Source organism: bacterium (assembly GCA_019695335.1).
Taxonomy (GTDB): Bacteria; CLD3; CLD3; order SB21; family SB21; genus JABWBZ01.
In genome coordinates, this window is the sequence record JAIBAF010000014.1 from 1 (window position 1) to 16,849 (window position 16,849).

Here is a 16,849-nt window from a genome sequence, read left to right on the forward strand (position 1 = left end):
GCGGAATGCTGGAATCGCGGCACGGCGACTTTCATGATCCTCGGTGACACGTGCACGCGCAGCTGTGGCTTTTGCGCCGTCAAAACCGGGAAACCGACATGGCTGGATCTGGAAGAACCCAAACGCGTAGCCGAGTCGGTCCGGAAAATGCATTTACGTCACGCCGTGATCACTTCCGTCAATCGCGACGAATTGCCCGACGGCGGCTCGATGATTTTCGCCAATACGATTCGCGAGATCAATAAAGCCATCCCGTCCTGCCGCGTCGAAGTGCTGATTCCCGATTTCAGAGGCAACGAAGAAGCTCTGAAAAATGTCGTCGACGCGAAGCCGGATATTCTGAACCACAATATTGAAACCGCTCCGCGTTTGTACCAAGTCGTCCGCCCGCAGGCCAATTATCAGCAAAGCCTTGAATTGCTCGGCCGCGCAAAAAAAATGAACATGGCTACGAAAAGCGGCATGATGCTCGGCCTCGGCGAAACGAACGACGAAGTGCTTGAAGTCATGCGCGATTTACGCGAGGTAAATCTGGATATTCTGACATTGGGCCAATATTTACAGCCAACCAAAGAACATCTTCCCGTCGACCGGTTCGTCCATCCCGACGACTTCGCCATGTTCAAAACCAAAGGCCTTGAAATGGGATTCCGGGTCGTCGAATCCGGCCCGCTCGTTCGCAGTTCCTACCACGCCGATGAACAGTCGGACGGCGTCGATCAGTATTTTCAGGATCGGATCACTTCGAAGTTTTAGTTTTTTCATAACAAACACCGGAATCAATGTCTGTCAAACTCAACCGTTTGCTGAAAGAAATTCGTGCGTGCAACGTGTGTGAGGCGTCTTTGCCGCTGGGTCCTCGGCCGATCCTGAGCGCGAAACCGACGGCTAAAATTCTGATCATCGGACAGGCGCCGGGTGCAAAAGTTCATGCCAGCGGTATTCCGTGGGACGACGCCAGCGGCGACCGGCTGCGCGATTGGATGGGCATTACACGGGAGATCTTTTATGACGCTTCGGTCATCGCCTTAGTCCCGATGGGATTTTGTTATCCCGGCAAAGGAAATTCCGGCGACCTTCCTCCGCGCCAGGAATGCGCGCCGCTCTGGCACCGGAAAGTTTTAGAACTGCTCCCGCAGATCAGACTCACCTTACTGATCGGACAATTTGCACAAAATTATTACCTGTCCGGCCGCGTCAAAAAAACTTTAACCGATACGGTCAGGGCGTTCAAAGAATACCGGCCGAAATACTTTCCTTTGGTTCATCCTTCCCCGCGCAACCAGATATGGATGAAAAAAAATCCGTGGTTTGAAAAGGCCGTGATCCGGGAATTAAAAAAATCGGTTGCTTCGATTCTGTAGTGAAACTATCATTTTGATTAATCGTTTTACCGGCATTCTAAATTACCATCTAACATTCGGGAGTATTATGAGAAAGCTTTTTTTTCTTTTTTTATGCGTTTGGACGACCGTGGCGCACACGCAGAATTCCCTGCCGACCATTGCCGCCAAAACAACCGGCATGAAAAAATACAGCGGGTTTTTCAATTTTTATTGGGAAGATTCTTCCGGAAAAATCTGGCTCGAAATTGAAAAGTTTGACAGCGAATTTTTATATATGAATTCTTTGCCGGCAGGGCTCGGATCGAACGATATCGGGCTGGATCGCGGCCAGATCGGTTCCCGGCGAATTGTCTATTTCAATCGCGTCGGGCCGAAAGTATTGCTCGTCCAACCGAATTACGGTTACCGCGCGATCACATCCGATCAAAACGAACAACGCGCCGTGAAAGAATCGTTCGCCCAATCCGTGTTATGGGGATTTAAAATCGAAGCGGCGGAAGGGAATAAGGTTCTTGTGGACGCAACCGAATTTTTTCTACGCGACGCTCATGACGTGATCGGCAGTTTGCGGCAAACCAAACAAGGTACGTATCGGTTTGACGCTTCGCGCTCAGCAATGTATTTACCTCAAACCAAAAGCTTTCCAAAAAATTCAGAATTTGAAACGACGGTGACGTTTACCGGCGGCGACGACGCCGGCGATTTTGTTTCACAGGTTGCGCCGACGGTTCAGGCAATCACGCTCCGCCAGCACCATTCTTTTATCGAATTGCCGGACGATCAATTTTCGCCGCGCATCTACGATCAACGCGCGGGATTTTTTGCGCAATCGTTTTTCAACTACAGTTCGCCGATCGGTGAATCATTGATTACGCGATTCATTGCACGTCACCGCCTCAAAAAGAAAAACCCGAACGATGCGATATCGGAAGCGGTCAAACCGATCATTTATTACGTCGATAATACGACGCCGGAACCGGTCCGGTCGGCTTTACTCGAAGGCGCATCGTGGTGGAATCAGGCTTTTGAAGCCGCCGGCTACAAAAATGCTTTCCAGGTTAAAATTTTACCCGAAGACGCCGACCCTATGGATGTTCGCTACAATGTGATCCAGTGGGTTCACCGCTCAACCCGCGGCTGGTCGTACGGCGATGCGATCACCGATCCTCGCACCGGTGAAATTATCAAAGGTCATGTGACACTCGGATCGCTGCGTGTGCGTCAGGATTATCTGATCGCGCAGGGATTACTCGCGCCTTTTGAAGAAGGAAAAGCAGTTCCGAAAGATATTCTGGAAATGGCGCTCGCACGAATCCGCCAGTTATCGGCACATGAAGTTGGGCACACGCTCGGATTAGAACACAATTTCGGCGCGAGTTACAATAACCGCGCGTCCGTCATGGATTATCCGCACCCGAAAATCAAAATCAACGCCGACGGTTCTATTGATTTGTCCGACGCGTATGCCACGGGTATTGGTGAATGGGATAAGGTTGCGATCGAGTATGGTTATCAGGATTTTCCATCGACGGCTGACGTAAAATCTTCACTCAATACTATTCTGACAAAAGCCGCAGCCAAAGGACTTTTGTACATCACCGATCCGGACGCACGCATGCAAGGCGCGGCTCACCCGTACGCACATTTGTGGGACAACGGCACGGATCCGATTGCCGAACTCAAAAACGTCATGACCATTCGCGCCAAAGCGTTGTCCAATTTTTCAGAAAAAGCCGTTCCTATCGGTACTCCGATGAGCGCGTTGGAAGATGTTTTAGTTCCGATATATAATTTTCATCGGTATCAACTTGAAGCGGTCTCGAAGATGGTCGGTGGGCTCAATTATTCGTACGCCGTGCGCGGTGATAATCAGATCATCACGGCGATCGTGAAGCGCGACGACCAGCAAAAAGCTTTGGACGCGATGCTGGACTGTCTTAATCCGGGTTCGCTGACCATGTCAGAATCCATCCTGAAGATCATTCCTCCGCGATTGTATGTATTCTATCCGACGCGCGAAATTTTCACAAAAAGAACAGGAATTACGTTTGACGCCGTCGCACCGGCTGAAGCGCTCGCGAATTTCACTGTATCCCTTTTACTTCAGCCCAACCGCGCCGAACGCCTCGTCGAGTATCATGCCCGGGATAATAATCTCGGTCTCGACGAAGTCATCAGCCGATTGATCGAGAAAACATGGAAAGCAAAGCGCGAAACCGGTTTGAACTCACAAGTGCAGTTGGCCACCGAACAAATCGTTTTGACGCGGCTTTTCGCGCTTGCACAAAATGAAAAAACATCGTACCAGGTCCGCGCCATCGTTTCCCAGGCTCTTAAAAACCTGAACGAATTTATTGACGTTCAAAAAACAAAGACGAAAGACACGACGTATCTGGCTCATTTACAATTTGCGGCCGAGCGGATTAAAAATCCGGAGAAAATATCCGGCGCTTCAACATTCGATTTGCCGCCCGGCGCACCTATCGGAACATTTGAATGCGAGTCTGAGTCGTTCGATTTTTAAATATTAAATCCATATTCAACGCCGGCGTATGTCTGGTTAAGAGCGCTGACTTTGGATTTTCCGAGAAAATAGGTTTGTTTGACGGATAACCGTGTGTGAAAAGACTCGCCGTCATAACCAACGCCGATTCCCGGCGTCATCATAAATCCTTCGCCGCGGTAATGAACCGCCGTGGAGGAACTGGAATTAATCGGACTTATTTTTTTATCGGCATGAGCGAGCATGCCCCCGAGAATCAACGATGCAAATGGAAAGAACTTAGACTTAGCCTGTGCCGATAAAAAAACTCCGGCGGTTTGTAACAAAACTTCGGTACCGTGATCTTTATAAGACGCAACAAGCGTGGAATAACCCCAATTGAAGTGGTCATTCACTTTTTTATAAAAATAAATACCGGAAGAATGCCCCAATCGAATATCTTTAAATTGATCGTTGATTTTCGATAAGTTTAAACTCTGAACAGGCAGCGTATAATTGAAACCGAATCGATAACGTTTCTGTGCGTGCACATGCATTGAACAGAACAAAACCATTAACGTCAAATACAAAACAACCTTCATGTAAACTCCTTTTTTAATTAAAATTAGTTTACAAATATAACTTAACTTCTTACGCTTTTCGTCCTGAAGCATGTATCCATACCAAATTTTTCCGATATGAACAGCGAATTAACACTGCAGCACGGTTTTGATGTCTACTCGATTATCGGAATTATTGGTATTGTTCAGGGATTTTTTTTCTCTGTCGTTTTACTGACTAACATTCGTCACAACCACCGAGCCAATATTTACCTCGGCTTATGCCTTTTGAGTATTTCAATCGGTTTGATCGATATTATTCTGATTCATACCGGTTATTATTTGGAATACCCGTGGTTTTTGGGAGTGACAAACCCGGTCGATACTTTATACGGGCCTTTGTTTTATTTTTATGTCTGTGCGCTCACCTCGGCGGATTTTTCTTGGTCAAAAAAGAAGCTGTTACATCTTATTCCTACCGCCCTGATGACGCTATTGACTGTTTTGATTGTTTTGGTTCCCATCGAAGAAAAATATAAAGCGTTGACGGATTTTTATGAAAAACGGCTCGCGACGAACACAGCGTTTGAAATAGATTGGGGAGATTTGATTTTTGATTCGCTGATCTATTTTCAATGTTTGACTTACTTGATTTTAGTTTTCAAAAGAATTGCTCGTTACGAAGCGGAGATCCTTGAAAATTTTTCATCGACCGATCGATTGAGTTTGCGATGGCTCAAATTGTGTCTTGGCGTTTTGTTGTCATTGTGGACGATCTGGTTTCTTTTGGGTGTTTTCGATCAGTATGACCGGTATGTCATTTATCTGCCCGTCATCGCTTCACCATTTATATATGGCATGGGTTACTACGGTTTGAAGCAGCCCGAGCTTTTTCATTTTCCATCCGAAAAGAAAAAATATGAAAGTTCGTCGCTCACCTCCGATCAATCTCAAAATTATCTTAATCGAATATTAGAATTGATGGAAAATGAGAAACTCTATTGTGATCCGGAATTAAGTTTAAATACGTTGGCTGAGAAGATTTCTATTCCGGATCGTTATGTTTCACAAATCATTAATGAACAACGTAATCAGAATTTTTTCGATTTCATCAATAATTACCGGATCAATGAAGCCAAAAAATTATTGATCTCCGATGCACACCAACATCTTACCATTCTTGCCATTGCGTTTGATTGCGGTTTTAATTCCAAATCGGCATTTAACGCTGCCTTCAAAAAATACACGGGTTTAACCCCTTCTGCGTACAAAAAATCCCTGCCTCAGGCGTCATAATTTTATCAGTTGATAACAATTTTTTAATGAATTTCCTTGTCCTGATTCATGTTTGAGGACGAGATTACCGGTTTTTTTTCTAAATTATGACAGCCGCTTGTGACTTATCATTTACAAGGGCTTTCTTAAATGTATTGAATAGCGATTTTTACTTACAAAGGGAGGTTGAATGAAGTTCTTGTTGTTTTTAATTATGACCACACTGTCTCTTTACGGCCAATCCGAATCGGCCAGCATCAGCGGATTTGTCTACGATGCCGGTGATCGTGAAGCTCTGATAGGCGCAAATATTTTCATCAAAGAGACTTTGCGGGGTGCTTCGACAAATCTTAACGGATATTTTGTCATTCCCAAAATCGAACCGGGCGATTACACGCTCGTTTGCCAGTATATCGGATATAAGCCTTACAACGCCACTATACATTTTAAAGCGGGCGAACAAAAGACTTTAAATGTTTATCTCGAAGGGGATGCGATTGTCGCGGAGGAAATCGTCGTGACGGCCGATTCGATTCCGGTCGTTGAGCGTCTTTTCAGAAAACCCATTTCCAAACTGGAGCTTACCGGAATTGAAATCAATCAAGTGCCCCAGGTTGCTGAATCCGATTTGCTGCGTTCTTTGCAGACATTACCGGGCATTTCATCCGTATCCGATTTTTCTTCGGCTTTGTATGTTCGGGGCGGAACCTCAGATCAAAATCTGTATATGATTGACGGCACGGACGTGTATAATCCAGAACATGCATTCGGGCTGTTTTCTACTTTCAACACGGACGCCATTAAGAAAGTCGAAATTTCCAAAGGGGGTTTCGGTGCGGAATACGGCGGCCGTTTATCGTCGATTTTAAATGTTACCAACCTGGACGGCAACCGAGAAGAATTCGAAGGCAGCGGTTCCATCAGTTTGCTGGCTGCCCGTACAACATTGCAAATGCCGCTGGGACAATTTGGTTCGCTTTCGGGCTCGATCCGCCGCACATATTTCGATAAAACAATTGGGCAAGCGGTGGACGAAATTCCGGATTACTATTTTTACGACGGCAATATCAAAGCATTTTTGCAATTGAATGAAAAAAATTACCTCACGATCAGCGGCTACGGCGGCAAAGATGTTTTAAATTTCATTTTTAATGAAAAATCCGACGACAAAGCCGGTTTTGATTATAATTGGGGTAATTCGACTGGCAGTATCCGGTGGACTCGAGTTTTTTCTCCGCAGCTATTTGCTAATTTTTGGGTCACGGGCAGCCGTTTTTCATCACATTTCGCATTCGATGATGATTTGAACCTCACTGAAAAAAATACGATCAACGATATCACATTCAAGGGTAATCTTGAATATTATGGAAAAATCTGGAACGTCAAATTCGGTTTTGAACAAAAAAATATTCAGTGCCGTTACTATCAATCTTTTCCCGGTGGAATATTCGATGTTCCGGCCGAGCCTCGTCAATACACCGGATACGCACAGACTAATTTCAAACCCACTCGCCGCTGGGATATTGAAATGGGATTACGGTACGATCTTTTCGACACCGACAAAAAATATCAAAGTCTCGATCCGCGCCTGAGCATAAAATACCAACTTAACGACGCGTCCAACGTTAAATTCGCTGCCGGCCGTTATCATCAGTACTTGCATCGTGTCCCGAGACCGTTTTTCGTCGGCGTGTGGACAGTCTCGGATCAATATCAAAAAGGGTCGTCATCCGATCATTTTATCCTAGGATACCAACATCAGCTCGCTGAAACGTATCAGTTCGAATTGGAAACATATTACAAAAATTACAACCATATTTATCAGTTTAACCAAAATCTCGCCACCAAAGTTATTGCGACGAATAAAGGAACGGATAACGTCACCGTTTTTGAAAGTACGTACGGCATTTTCGATCACGGAAAAGGGTATTCGTACGGTTTCGAACTAATGGCTAAAAAAGAAGTGGGCGTGGTCACGGGATGGGTAGGATATACGTTTGCAAAAACGCGGCACAAATTCGAAGATATTAATCAGGAAAAATCGTTCGCTCCTCGGCATGACCGCAGTTCAACTGTGAATTCCGTGCTTACAATCGATTTGAAAAATGCAATTCGCCGGATGAAAGGAAAACCGACGCAGCGCGACCTTTCACGGTGGACTATCGGCACTAATTTTATTTTTGCAACAGGCCAGCCGATTACCGTTCCGAATTCAACGTATTTTATCGGTCACACTCCGGATGGCGGAGTTGATCAACATGAATTCCCGACGGAAATCAATAACTACCGGTTACCGGCTTATGCTCGATTAGATTTAAGTATTACGTATGAAAAACAATTCAAAACCTGGTCGATTGCGCCGTATCTGCAGGTTTTCAACATCGGTAACCGGAAGAATGTTTGGTTCATTGAATACGATGACCAAAACCAAAACGGGACCGTTCAACGGAAAATCAAAACCATATCGATGTTTCCGCTGCTTCCGACTTTCGGTGTCAATTTCAAATTTTAAAACTTGGAGTTACTAAAAAATGAAAATTAGAATTTTATTTATTGCCGCTTTATTTGCTGTTTCATGTGGCGAAGGAAAAATTGATATAAGTTCACAAAAATACGAACCTAAAATTGTGATCGAAGGATATTTGACGCCGCAGCATAAAGTCGAACGAATTCATATTAGCAGAAACTTTCCGCTGGATGCAGTAATCGATCCCGAAGATATTCCGATTGCCGACGCACAGGTTACGATCACGGACTTAGCATCCATGACAGAATATCCTCTGACATATAATGTTGACTCAAGTTATTTTGAATATAACGGCGTTGGATTGGATATCGGCTTCAACAAAAGTTACCGGCTGAATGTAACCGCGGTTATTGATGGTCAGACTCTAATGGCCAATTCGACTACGACAACGCCTCAAAGCGGATTCAGCATTATCCCGGAATTGTCCACGTTAGACAGTATGGTATACCGCAAGAAAAATTCAACCGGACAACTTGAATTTTTTAAAGTAGCTTTCAACCGTTCTCCGGGAGTAGATTTTTATTTAGTTACGATGATCGCTCGCAATCCGTCGGTTGAGTCATTTATATACTCGCCGGCCAATCCGTTCGGCGATGTGGATTCTTCCGACGTTGTCAAAGATATGGAAGATTACCGTCATGATGATGACGATTGGTTGATGAATCCTAACTTAGGCCCTGGCACGACAACATTCGATCTCGAATGGTTCCTGATGTGGTTCTACGGTGAATACCAGATGACTATGTATGCCTGCGATAAGAATTATAAAGATTTTGCAATTACCAATGATGACGTACAGGAAGAAGACGGTAATTTTCACCAGCCCGTTTTGCATATCAATGGCGATGGAATTGGTGTATTTGGTTCTGTAATCGCTGATACGGCTTACATTAAAGTTCTAAAGCAATGATCACTTTTGAGATTGCCGCTTAACGATCAAGGGTTTTTCTAATTTTGAAAAACCCTTGTTTTTTATATTACTTGCTATTCATTCACCCTTTATTTAATTTCGCTGCGTGTTTCAAGTTGTTTTATTTTTATTAATGTTATTGAAAGGGTTGAATGAGTTCGTTTAGAGATTATGCGATTGCTCCTGAGATTTTAAAAGCTATTGACGAAATGGGTTTTACCGAGCCTTCTGAAATTCAGGCTCAGGCATTGCCCGTTTTGCTTGATTATACGGGTGATTTTATAGGACAAGCCCAGACCGGTACCGGTAAAACTGCCGCCTTTGGAATTCCGCTCGTTCAAAAATTGGATAAAAATGCAAAAGATGTTCAAGCGATTATTCTCGCACCTACCCGCGAATTGGCCATTCAAATTTCGGAAGAATTAAAAAAACTATCTAAATTTAAACACCTCAAAATCTTGCCGATTTACGGCGGTCAGGACATCGGGGTACAAATCCGAACCATAAGGCAAGGTGTTCAAATCGTTGTCGGAACGCCGGGCCGCGTGGTCGATCACCTTCATCGGCAAACCTTGAATCTTTCAAAAATTCAGAATTTCGTTCTCGACGAAGCCGATGAAATGCTCGATATGGGTTTCCTGGAAGAAATCGAAGAAATTTTATCGAACATTGGTCCGCAACGAAGCATCTGGCTTTTTTCGGCCACATTAAGTCGCGAAATTCGTGCGATTGCCGATCGTTTCATGAGTGATCCTGAAGAAATCAGGATTCAACGTAAAACGGCTACGACCGAAAAAACCGAAGAGCTGTATTACACCGTCAGAAGAAATAACAAATTCGAAGCCCTCTGTCGTCTTATCGATCATACGCGCGATATGTACGGAATTATTTTTTGCCAGACTAAATCTGATACTGCGGAAGTTGCAGAAAAGCTGGTTCAAAAAGGATTCAAAGCCGAGGCGCTTCACGGTGATATGAGCCAGGCTCAACGCGAACATGTGATGCGTAAATTCAAATCAAAGGGTTTACGCCTGCTCGTCGCCACGGACGTGGCTGCGCGAGGCATTGACGTCAATGATCTGTCACACGTGATCAATTATTCGTTGCCGCAGGAATCGGAAAGTTATATCCACAGAATTGGCCGTACCGGTCGCGCCGGTAAAACCGGAATTGCTATTACACTCGTTTCACCGGAAGAACAATACAAACTTCGCCGGCTTGAAGGAACGACGCGTAAAAAAATCATCAAGTCAAATATCCCGACGCTTGAAGAAATTATGGAGTCGACTATCGACCGAACAATCGGTGAATTTGAAGAAGCTTTATCCAATCCTAAAGGTTTTGACCGCTACTTTAATCGCGTCGATCCTATTCTTAAAAAATATTCGGCCGAACAAATTGCTCAAGGTTTTGTTACATTGCTTTGTCGTGAAATTCTGGAGAAATACGAAGACGACAAAGAACTCAACGTTCCGGATAATTTCGGACAATCGAGTTCACGACATCCCGGCAGACGTGATCAAATGATCGAACTCATCATTGACATCGGTCAGCGTGATAATCTTCAAACCGGAACTTTAATCGGCCGGATATGCAATATCGCCGGGATTGAAGGACGAAAAATTGGCCGCGTTTTTATTCAAGACGACCGCACAACTTTTAAAATTGATCCTGAAGTTGCCGACATCGTCATTCGAAAACTCAATGGCGTAAAAATTTGCGGTAAACCCGTTACGGTACAGCACAACGATCCGAAATTTAAAAATTTGCGTACGCTGATGCATAAGAAACATTCCGGCCGCAGACCATCATTCAAACGTTAGAATCGTCCAACGTATTCTTAATTTGCTATAAAGCGAAGGAGGTTTGTATGAAAGTACTTTGGTTTTGTTTGACGCTCATTTTTTCGTCACTGTCGTTTGCAGGAAATGCCGATGACTTACTCGGGCTTTGGCTTAATGAAGAAGGAACAGCAAAAATCGAAATCTACAAACAGGATGGCAAATTTTTTGGAAAAATTGTCTGGCTCAAAGAGCCTACGTATACAGAAAAAGACGTAAAAGATGAAAATCATCCAAGCGTTAAACTTGGCGCACAAAAAGTAGACTTCAAAAACCCTGACGCAGCGCGCCAGAATGATCCGGTTCTAGGATTGGTTATTTTGCGAAATTTTAATTACGATACTGATGATGAAGAATGGGTTGATGGAAAAATTTACGATCCAAAGAAAGGCTCGGATTACAAAGCTTTTATGAGATTGGAAAATCCGGACAAATTGTATCTCCGAGGCTATATAGGCTTTTCGCTGATCGGACGAACAACTTACTGGTCCAGAACGAAGTAAATACAAAAATTAAAGGGCTGTTCATCAGCCCTTTTTTATTTCATAGTAACGGCCACAGTTCACTATTTTGACGGTTCTCTCTTTACTCAAATCGTTAGCGTTCTTATATTGCTGTATGAAAAAAATTTATACGATTTTACCGACGATCCTTATTGGTTTATTATTTTCAAGTAACGTAATTCAGAAGTCGGTACAAATCGATATTCAAAATATCCGGACTCACTTGAATTTTCTTGGTTCTGATTCTCTTCAAGGCCGTCTTCCCGGGTCCCCCGGATCAAAAAAAGCATCAGAATATATCGCTAATTCACTCTTATCATCAGGATTGACTCCTATCGGGAACGACAATTCTTTTTTTCAGGAAATTCCACTTCATGCAAGCAAGGCTTTGACTTCATCAGAAATGAAGTTGTTTTCTCCAGACGGCCGTATTGAAAATTTATTGCTTAAAAAGGACTTTGTACTTTTCAAATCCGGAGCTCAAACTTTTATACCCAATCCAATTCCTGTAATATTTGTCGGCTATGGAATAGCTGCGCCTGAATTTGATTACAACGATTATCAATCGGTAGATGTTGAAGGAAAAATCGTTGTTTTTTTGGGTGGCGAACCTGTTTCCAATGATTCTTCATTTTTTGACGGAACATCACCTTCTATTTACAGTTTTCCTGAAACCAAACAAAAAATTGCTTTGGCCCGTGGCGCCAGAGGAAGCATTTTAATACCTAATATTAATCAAGACATTGATTTTCAATGGAGCCATATTGTCAAAGATTTTTCTTTTGAGGACATTTCCTTGACATATGCACCGGCGGGAAACTTGTGTATTATGATGAACCCCAATTCGGCTCAGAAGCTTTTCGATGACGCTCCCACCTCGTTAGTGGATGTTTTTAAATTGGAAGAATCGCATCAAATCAAAAGTTTTGACTTAAATACTCAGTTATCGTTTCGTGGTGAATTTGCAGAGAAAGACTTTATTGAAAACAACATTGTAGGACTAATTGAAGGTACCGATCCTAAACTTAAAGACAGCTATGTGCTGGTAACTGCACATTATGATCATCTGGGAATTGGTCCTGCAGTCAACGGAGATTCTATATACGACGGAGTCGTTGACAATGCTTCAGGAGTTGCGGTTACATTGGAATTAGCTCGATTTTTATCGATCAATAAGCCTAAACGTTCCGTTGTTTTTCTCTTCGTAACTGGTGAAGAATTCGGCTTGCTTGGATCGTTTTATTATATCGATCATCCTGTCGTCCCGTTATATAAAACAGTTGCTAATGTCAATATTGACGGAGTCGCTATTTTTGATACATTTAATGACGTCGTCGGTATCGGATCGGAAATTTCTGATCTAGGTACAATGTTGAAAGATATGCTAAAAAGAAATAATATGAATTTGTCGAGTATTCCTGAACCCTTTCTCCAAAGTGAATCGTTTTCTCGATCGGATAATTACGCTTTTGCACAAGCGGGTATTCCTTCTATCCTGATCATGGATGGGCTTAATCACAAACATGATTCGTATGAGAATTCAGTCGAACAAATGATTACATGGGCTTTAGAAAGATATCATTCCCCCTTTGATGATCTTAGCCAACCCATTAACTATGACGCTATTTATCAACATACTGAATTGTTAGAACAATTTATTACATTGATATCGAATAGTTCCAAAACTCCTTCCTGGAAACCGGGTTCTTCATATATTAATGCACGACTTCAATCGATTGCTGAAAAGAAATGAAAAAAATACTTTTTGTAATAAGTTTAGTATTATCAGGCTGTTCTTTGTTTAATGCAAGTGCTTCTAAGGTGTCAAGAACAATTCATATTCAAGGTTCAGATACCATGGTTCTTTTAACAACATCATGGGCCGAAGAATACATGAAAAAAAATTCGTCAATATCAGTTTATGCTGAAGGGGGAGGCTCTGCAGTTGGAATTAAAGCATTAATCGAAGGAAAAGTTGATATTTGTGCATCCTCCAGGCCACTTCAGGCAAGCGAAGTCCGCAAAATAGCTGAAAAATATGGATCAATTTCAGTATCATTTCTGGTGGCAAAAGATGCTCTCAGTGTTTATCTCAATCCAAATAACCCCATTCGTGACCTCACATTTGAGCAAGTCAAAGGAATTTTCACAGGAAAAATTAAGAATTGGAAAGAGGTTGGCGGCCAGGATCAGTCAATCCATGTAATCATTCGATCTCCAAATTCCGGAACCTATCTTTACTTCAAAGAACACGTATTGAATGAAGAAGGTTATAGTGAGTTAGCTCAGGTTCTTCCAACGACTTCTGCAATTATCAATGAAGTTCTGGTCGATAATAACGCTATAGGATATGGGGGATTAGCATACGGAAAAGATCAAGTGATACATTGTCGAATCAATGGGATAGAGGCTACTGAAAAAAACGTACGGAATGATCAATATCCGATCATTCGATACCTATATCTATACACTCGTCAACGGCCGCAAAATGATGTTAAATCTTTCATTGATTGGATTCTAACCGCCGAAGGACAAGATATTGTCAAAAAATCAGGATATATTCCATTATTAATAAGATAAAAGTCATTCTAATTCTTAATTCTAATGATTATATTTCTATTATTTTAATTTAAAACGGAGGTTACGATGTTAAAAGCATTTATTTCTTTTTGTCTTATGATTTGTATGATATCATGTAAACCTGAAACGAAACCGGTACAGCTTAAGTCCGGAGATGTTATATTTAAAGCACCATCTGAGTGGGTAAGTGAGGTTCCTACCAATTCAATGAGAAAAGCGCAGTTCAAATTAACGGGAGCAGACAAAGTAGACGCTGAATTAGCTGTTTTCTTTTTCCCTGGCGCTGGTGGCACGGTAGATGCAAACTTGAACAGATGGTACGGCCAATTTAAGCAACCTGACGGATCCAATACCAAAGACAAGGCTGAAAAAACTGAAGTTCAGGTAAATGATATATCGGTATCAGTCGTATACGTCACAGGGATATATTTAAAACCTCGGGATCCGTCCATGATGGGTGGTGGCCCGGTTGATGAAATGACGGACTACGCGATGCGGGCCGCAATTGTCGAAACAGCGAATGGTCCTTGGTTTTTTAAGGCGGTAGGCCCTAAAATTACAATAGACAGTCATAAGAATTCTTTTGACGAATTTGTAAAAACATTTGAAATAAAATAATTTTATTTGTTTTTATTGCGCTTAATATAGGCTTCTTCATAAAGAAGCCTATATTTTTTTGCAGAAGAATTCCATGAAAAGTCTTTTTTCATTCCGTTTATCTGTATTTTGTTCCATGTTGTTTTATCTTTGAACGTAGCTAAGGCTCTATTTACGGTCGTAAACAAAGCATATACGGTTGAATCATTAAAGTTGAATCCATTACCGTTTGATTGATCATAATGTTCATGCCAGTCCAAAACCGTATCGGCTAACCCACCGGTTTTGCGAACTATTGGAACTGTTCCATACCTTAAACTGTACATTTGATTCAATCCACAGGGTTCATACAATGATGGCATGAGAAATATATCTGCTCCCGCTTCTATTAAGTGTGCCAACTCATTACTAAATCCAATGTATGACCAAAATTTATGAGGAATGGCATGTGCTATCGCTCGAAATAGATGTTCGAATCGATCTTCACCGCTTCCCAATAAAACCCATTGTGCCTCAAGCAATGCCAGATCACTCAAAGCATCCGCAATAAGATCGAATCCTTTTTGCGTTACTAAACGTGATACTATTCCGATTAACGGTATATCAGGATTAAATGGAATGGATGTATTTTTTAGTAAGAACTCCTTATTCTTCAGCTTTTGATCAAGCCTATCCTTGTCATAATGAAAAGGGATGTGTGGATCGCTTTGTGGATCCCAAGTGTGGTAATCAATACCATTAATTACGCCATGAAGGTCGCTTCGGCGTGGCCATAGCACTGTTTCCATTCCTTCGCCGAATTCATCAGTTAAAATCTCTTGCGCATAGGTTTCACTTACTGTATTAATCACTTCGGAAAAGACTATGCCTGTTTTTAAAAAACTAAATGTATTGTAAAATTCATAAGGCCCGCCCGGACTATAGCCTACTCTTTTCAATTCTGCTTTATCTAAAGTAGATTCGGGAAATCGACCTTGATAGGCAATATTATGAATAGACATTATAGTTGCAGTCTTATCAAACATTCGGTCCCAATTATAGTTGTCTTTTAAAAATACAGGTATAAGACCGGTTTGCCAGTCATTACAATGGATCACGTCAGGGACCCATTTCATGTATTGCAGCGATTCAATAACCGCTTTACAAAATAAAATATATCGTTCGTCCTCATCCGGATCCATTGTATAGATGTAACGCCTGTAAAAATAATGGGGGCAATCAATAAAATAGACATCGATATCTGATTGTGGTAATTTCGATCTTAGCACATGCACTGAGCGCACAATACCCGCTACACGGATAGGGATTTCACCGATCTCGGACTCATAATGCAATGAATATTTGCTTTCGTCGATAAGAGAGTATTTAGGCAGGAAAACTTTAACTTCACAACCGATTTCGGTCAAAGCTTTAGGTAAAGCTCCAATGACGTCGGCCAAACCGCCCGTCTTGGCAAAAGGGGCACATTCGCTGGCAGCTATTGCAATTTTCATTAAGTGAATAATTTATAAATAATGACCGATCATTTGTTGCCAATACGGCCAATCGTGCCCGACACCATTATCCCAGAAGTAATAATGATGCCGAATACTCCTTTCACTAAGAACTTTGTGAAAAAATTCATTTCGTTCACGGCAAGGATCCAGATCGCTTGTAACAAGTGTCAGTTCAGTTTTGCCATTATAGTGGTCAATATAATAGGGATCACTAAGATGTTGCATATAATGAGCTGGGTTATTGTAATAACAAAGATCATCATAATAACCATTTAGAAAGCCTTGAATTGTAAAAGATCCGCTCAAACTGATTGCTTTATCAACGAGTTCAGGATGTTTAAGTGCAAAATTGACTGCATGATAACCTCCGAAACTACAGCCGAAAAGAATCAAATAGCCTGATCCTGTTTGATGTCTTACATACGGAAGAAATTCATGAATTAAATATTCTTCGTAAATAACATGCCGTCTTACTTTCTCATGCGGATGAATGGTTTCATTGTACCAGCTGTCATTATTAATAGAATTTACACAAAAGATCTGAATAAGCCCATTGTCTATTTTTCCAGCAATAGGCTCAATCATTCTGCGATCGGAGAACTCGAAATGATTTCCCAAAGTCGTCGGAAATACTACAACCGGCGCTCCAGTATTGCCAAAATGGATAAAATCCATTTGTTTATTCAATCTTTCACTATACCATCCATGCATATAATGTTGCATGTATCTCCT

The 16,849-nt window shown here is 42.2% G+C and carries 14 protein-coding genes; 11 read left to right on the forward strand and 3 right to left on the reverse strand.

All coding sequences use genetic code 11. From position 1 onward, the window contains the following. The 3 genes from lipA to K1X84_05290 all read left to right on the forward strand — a co-directional run. On the forward strand, positions 1-756 hold a 756-nt coding region (gene lipA, locus K1X84_05280), incomplete at its 5' end, for a lipoyl synthase (protein ID MBX7151030.1). Positions 757-782: 26 nt separating this feature from the next. After that, positions 783-1,364: a uracil-DNA glycosylase family protein gene (locus K1X84_05285; GenBank protein ID MBX7151031.1), complete on the forward strand. Its 582-nt coding sequence runs from the start codon at positions 783-785 to the stop codon at positions 1,362-1,364. A gap of 67 nt (positions 1,365-1,431) precedes the next feature. Continuing rightward, a complete protein-coding gene (locus K1X84_05290) occupies positions 1,432-3,870 on the forward strand; it encodes a zinc-dependent metalloprotease (GenBank protein MBX7151032.1) in 2,439 nt (812 codons plus the stop codon). On the opposite strand, the gene K1X84_05295 is transcribed toward K1X84_05290, so the two are convergent. Continuing rightward, positions 3,867-4,430, reverse strand: a complete 564-nt coding sequence (locus K1X84_05295) for a hypothetical protein (protein MBX7151033.1) — start codon at positions 4,428-4,430, stop codon at positions 3,867-3,869. The two genes, K1X84_05290 and K1X84_05295, sit on opposite strands and share 4 nt — an antisense overlap. Before the next feature lie 96 nt (positions 4,431-4,526). Here K1X84_05295 and K1X84_05300 point away from each other — a divergent pair, with 96 nt between their 5' ends. The 8 genes from K1X84_05300 to K1X84_05335 all read left to right on the forward strand — a co-directional run bounded on the left by K1X84_05300 (position 4,527) and on the right by K1X84_05335 (position 14,642). Beyond that, entirely contained in the window at positions 4,527-5,684 is a 1,158-nt protein-coding gene (locus K1X84_05300) for an AraC family transcriptional regulator (GenBank protein ID MBX7151034.1), read from the forward strand. Positions 5,685-5,853: 169 nt separating this feature from the next. Beyond that, positions 5,854-8,175: a TonB-dependent receptor gene (locus K1X84_05305; GenBank protein ID MBX7151035.1), complete on the forward strand. Its 2,322-nt coding sequence runs from the start codon at positions 5,854-5,856 to the stop codon at positions 8,173-8,175. A gap of 19 nt (positions 8,176-8,194) precedes the next feature. Continuing rightward, positions 8,195-9,100, forward strand: a complete 906-nt coding sequence (locus tag K1X84_05310; protein MBX7151036.1) for a DUF4249 domain-containing protein — start codon at positions 8,195-8,197, stop codon at positions 9,098-9,100. Between the two features lie 152 nt (positions 9,101-9,252). Then, a complete protein-coding gene (locus tag K1X84_05315; GenBank protein ID MBX7151037.1) occupies positions 9,253-10,923 on the forward strand; it encodes a DEAD/DEAH box helicase in 1,671 nt (556 codons plus the stop codon). Positions 10,924-10,970: 47 nt separating this feature from the next. Continuing rightward, positions 10,971-11,444: a DUF2147 domain-containing protein gene (locus K1X84_05320; GenBank protein ID MBX7151038.1), complete on the forward strand. Its 474-nt coding sequence runs from the start codon at positions 10,971-10,973 to the stop codon at positions 11,442-11,444. Between the two features lie 115 nt (positions 11,445-11,559). Continuing rightward, positions 11,560-13,197, forward strand: coding sequence for a M28 family peptidase (locus tag K1X84_05325; GenBank protein ID MBX7151039.1), 1,638 nt, complete (start codon positions 11,560-11,562; stop codon positions 13,195-13,197). Beyond that, on the forward strand, positions 13,194-14,024 hold the full coding sequence (locus tag K1X84_05330) for a phosphate ABC transporter substrate-binding protein (protein ID MBX7151040.1): 831 nt from the start codon (positions 13,194-13,196) through the stop codon (positions 14,022-14,024). The genes K1X84_05325 and K1X84_05330 overlap by 4 nt, the downstream gene beginning before the upstream one ends. A 66-nt stretch (positions 14,025-14,090) precedes the next feature. Then, complete coding sequence (locus K1X84_05335) at positions 14,091-14,642, forward strand: hypothetical protein (GenBank protein MBX7151041.1); 552 nt, start codon at positions 14,091-14,093, stop codon at positions 14,640-14,642. Positions 14,643-14,644: 2 nt separating this feature from the next. Here the strand turns inward: K1X84_05335 and glgA are convergent, their stop codons facing one another. Beyond that, entirely contained in the window at positions 14,645-16,114 is a 1,470-nt protein-coding gene (glgA, locus tag K1X84_05340) for a glycogen synthase GlgA (protein MBX7151042.1), read from the reverse strand. A gap of 12 nt (positions 16,115-16,126) precedes the next feature. Beyond that, on the reverse strand, positions 16,127-16,840 hold the full coding sequence (locus K1X84_05345; protein MBX7151043.1) for an esterase: 714 nt from the start codon (positions 16,838-16,840) through the stop codon (positions 16,127-16,129). Positions 16,841-16,849: the final 9 nt, after the last annotated feature.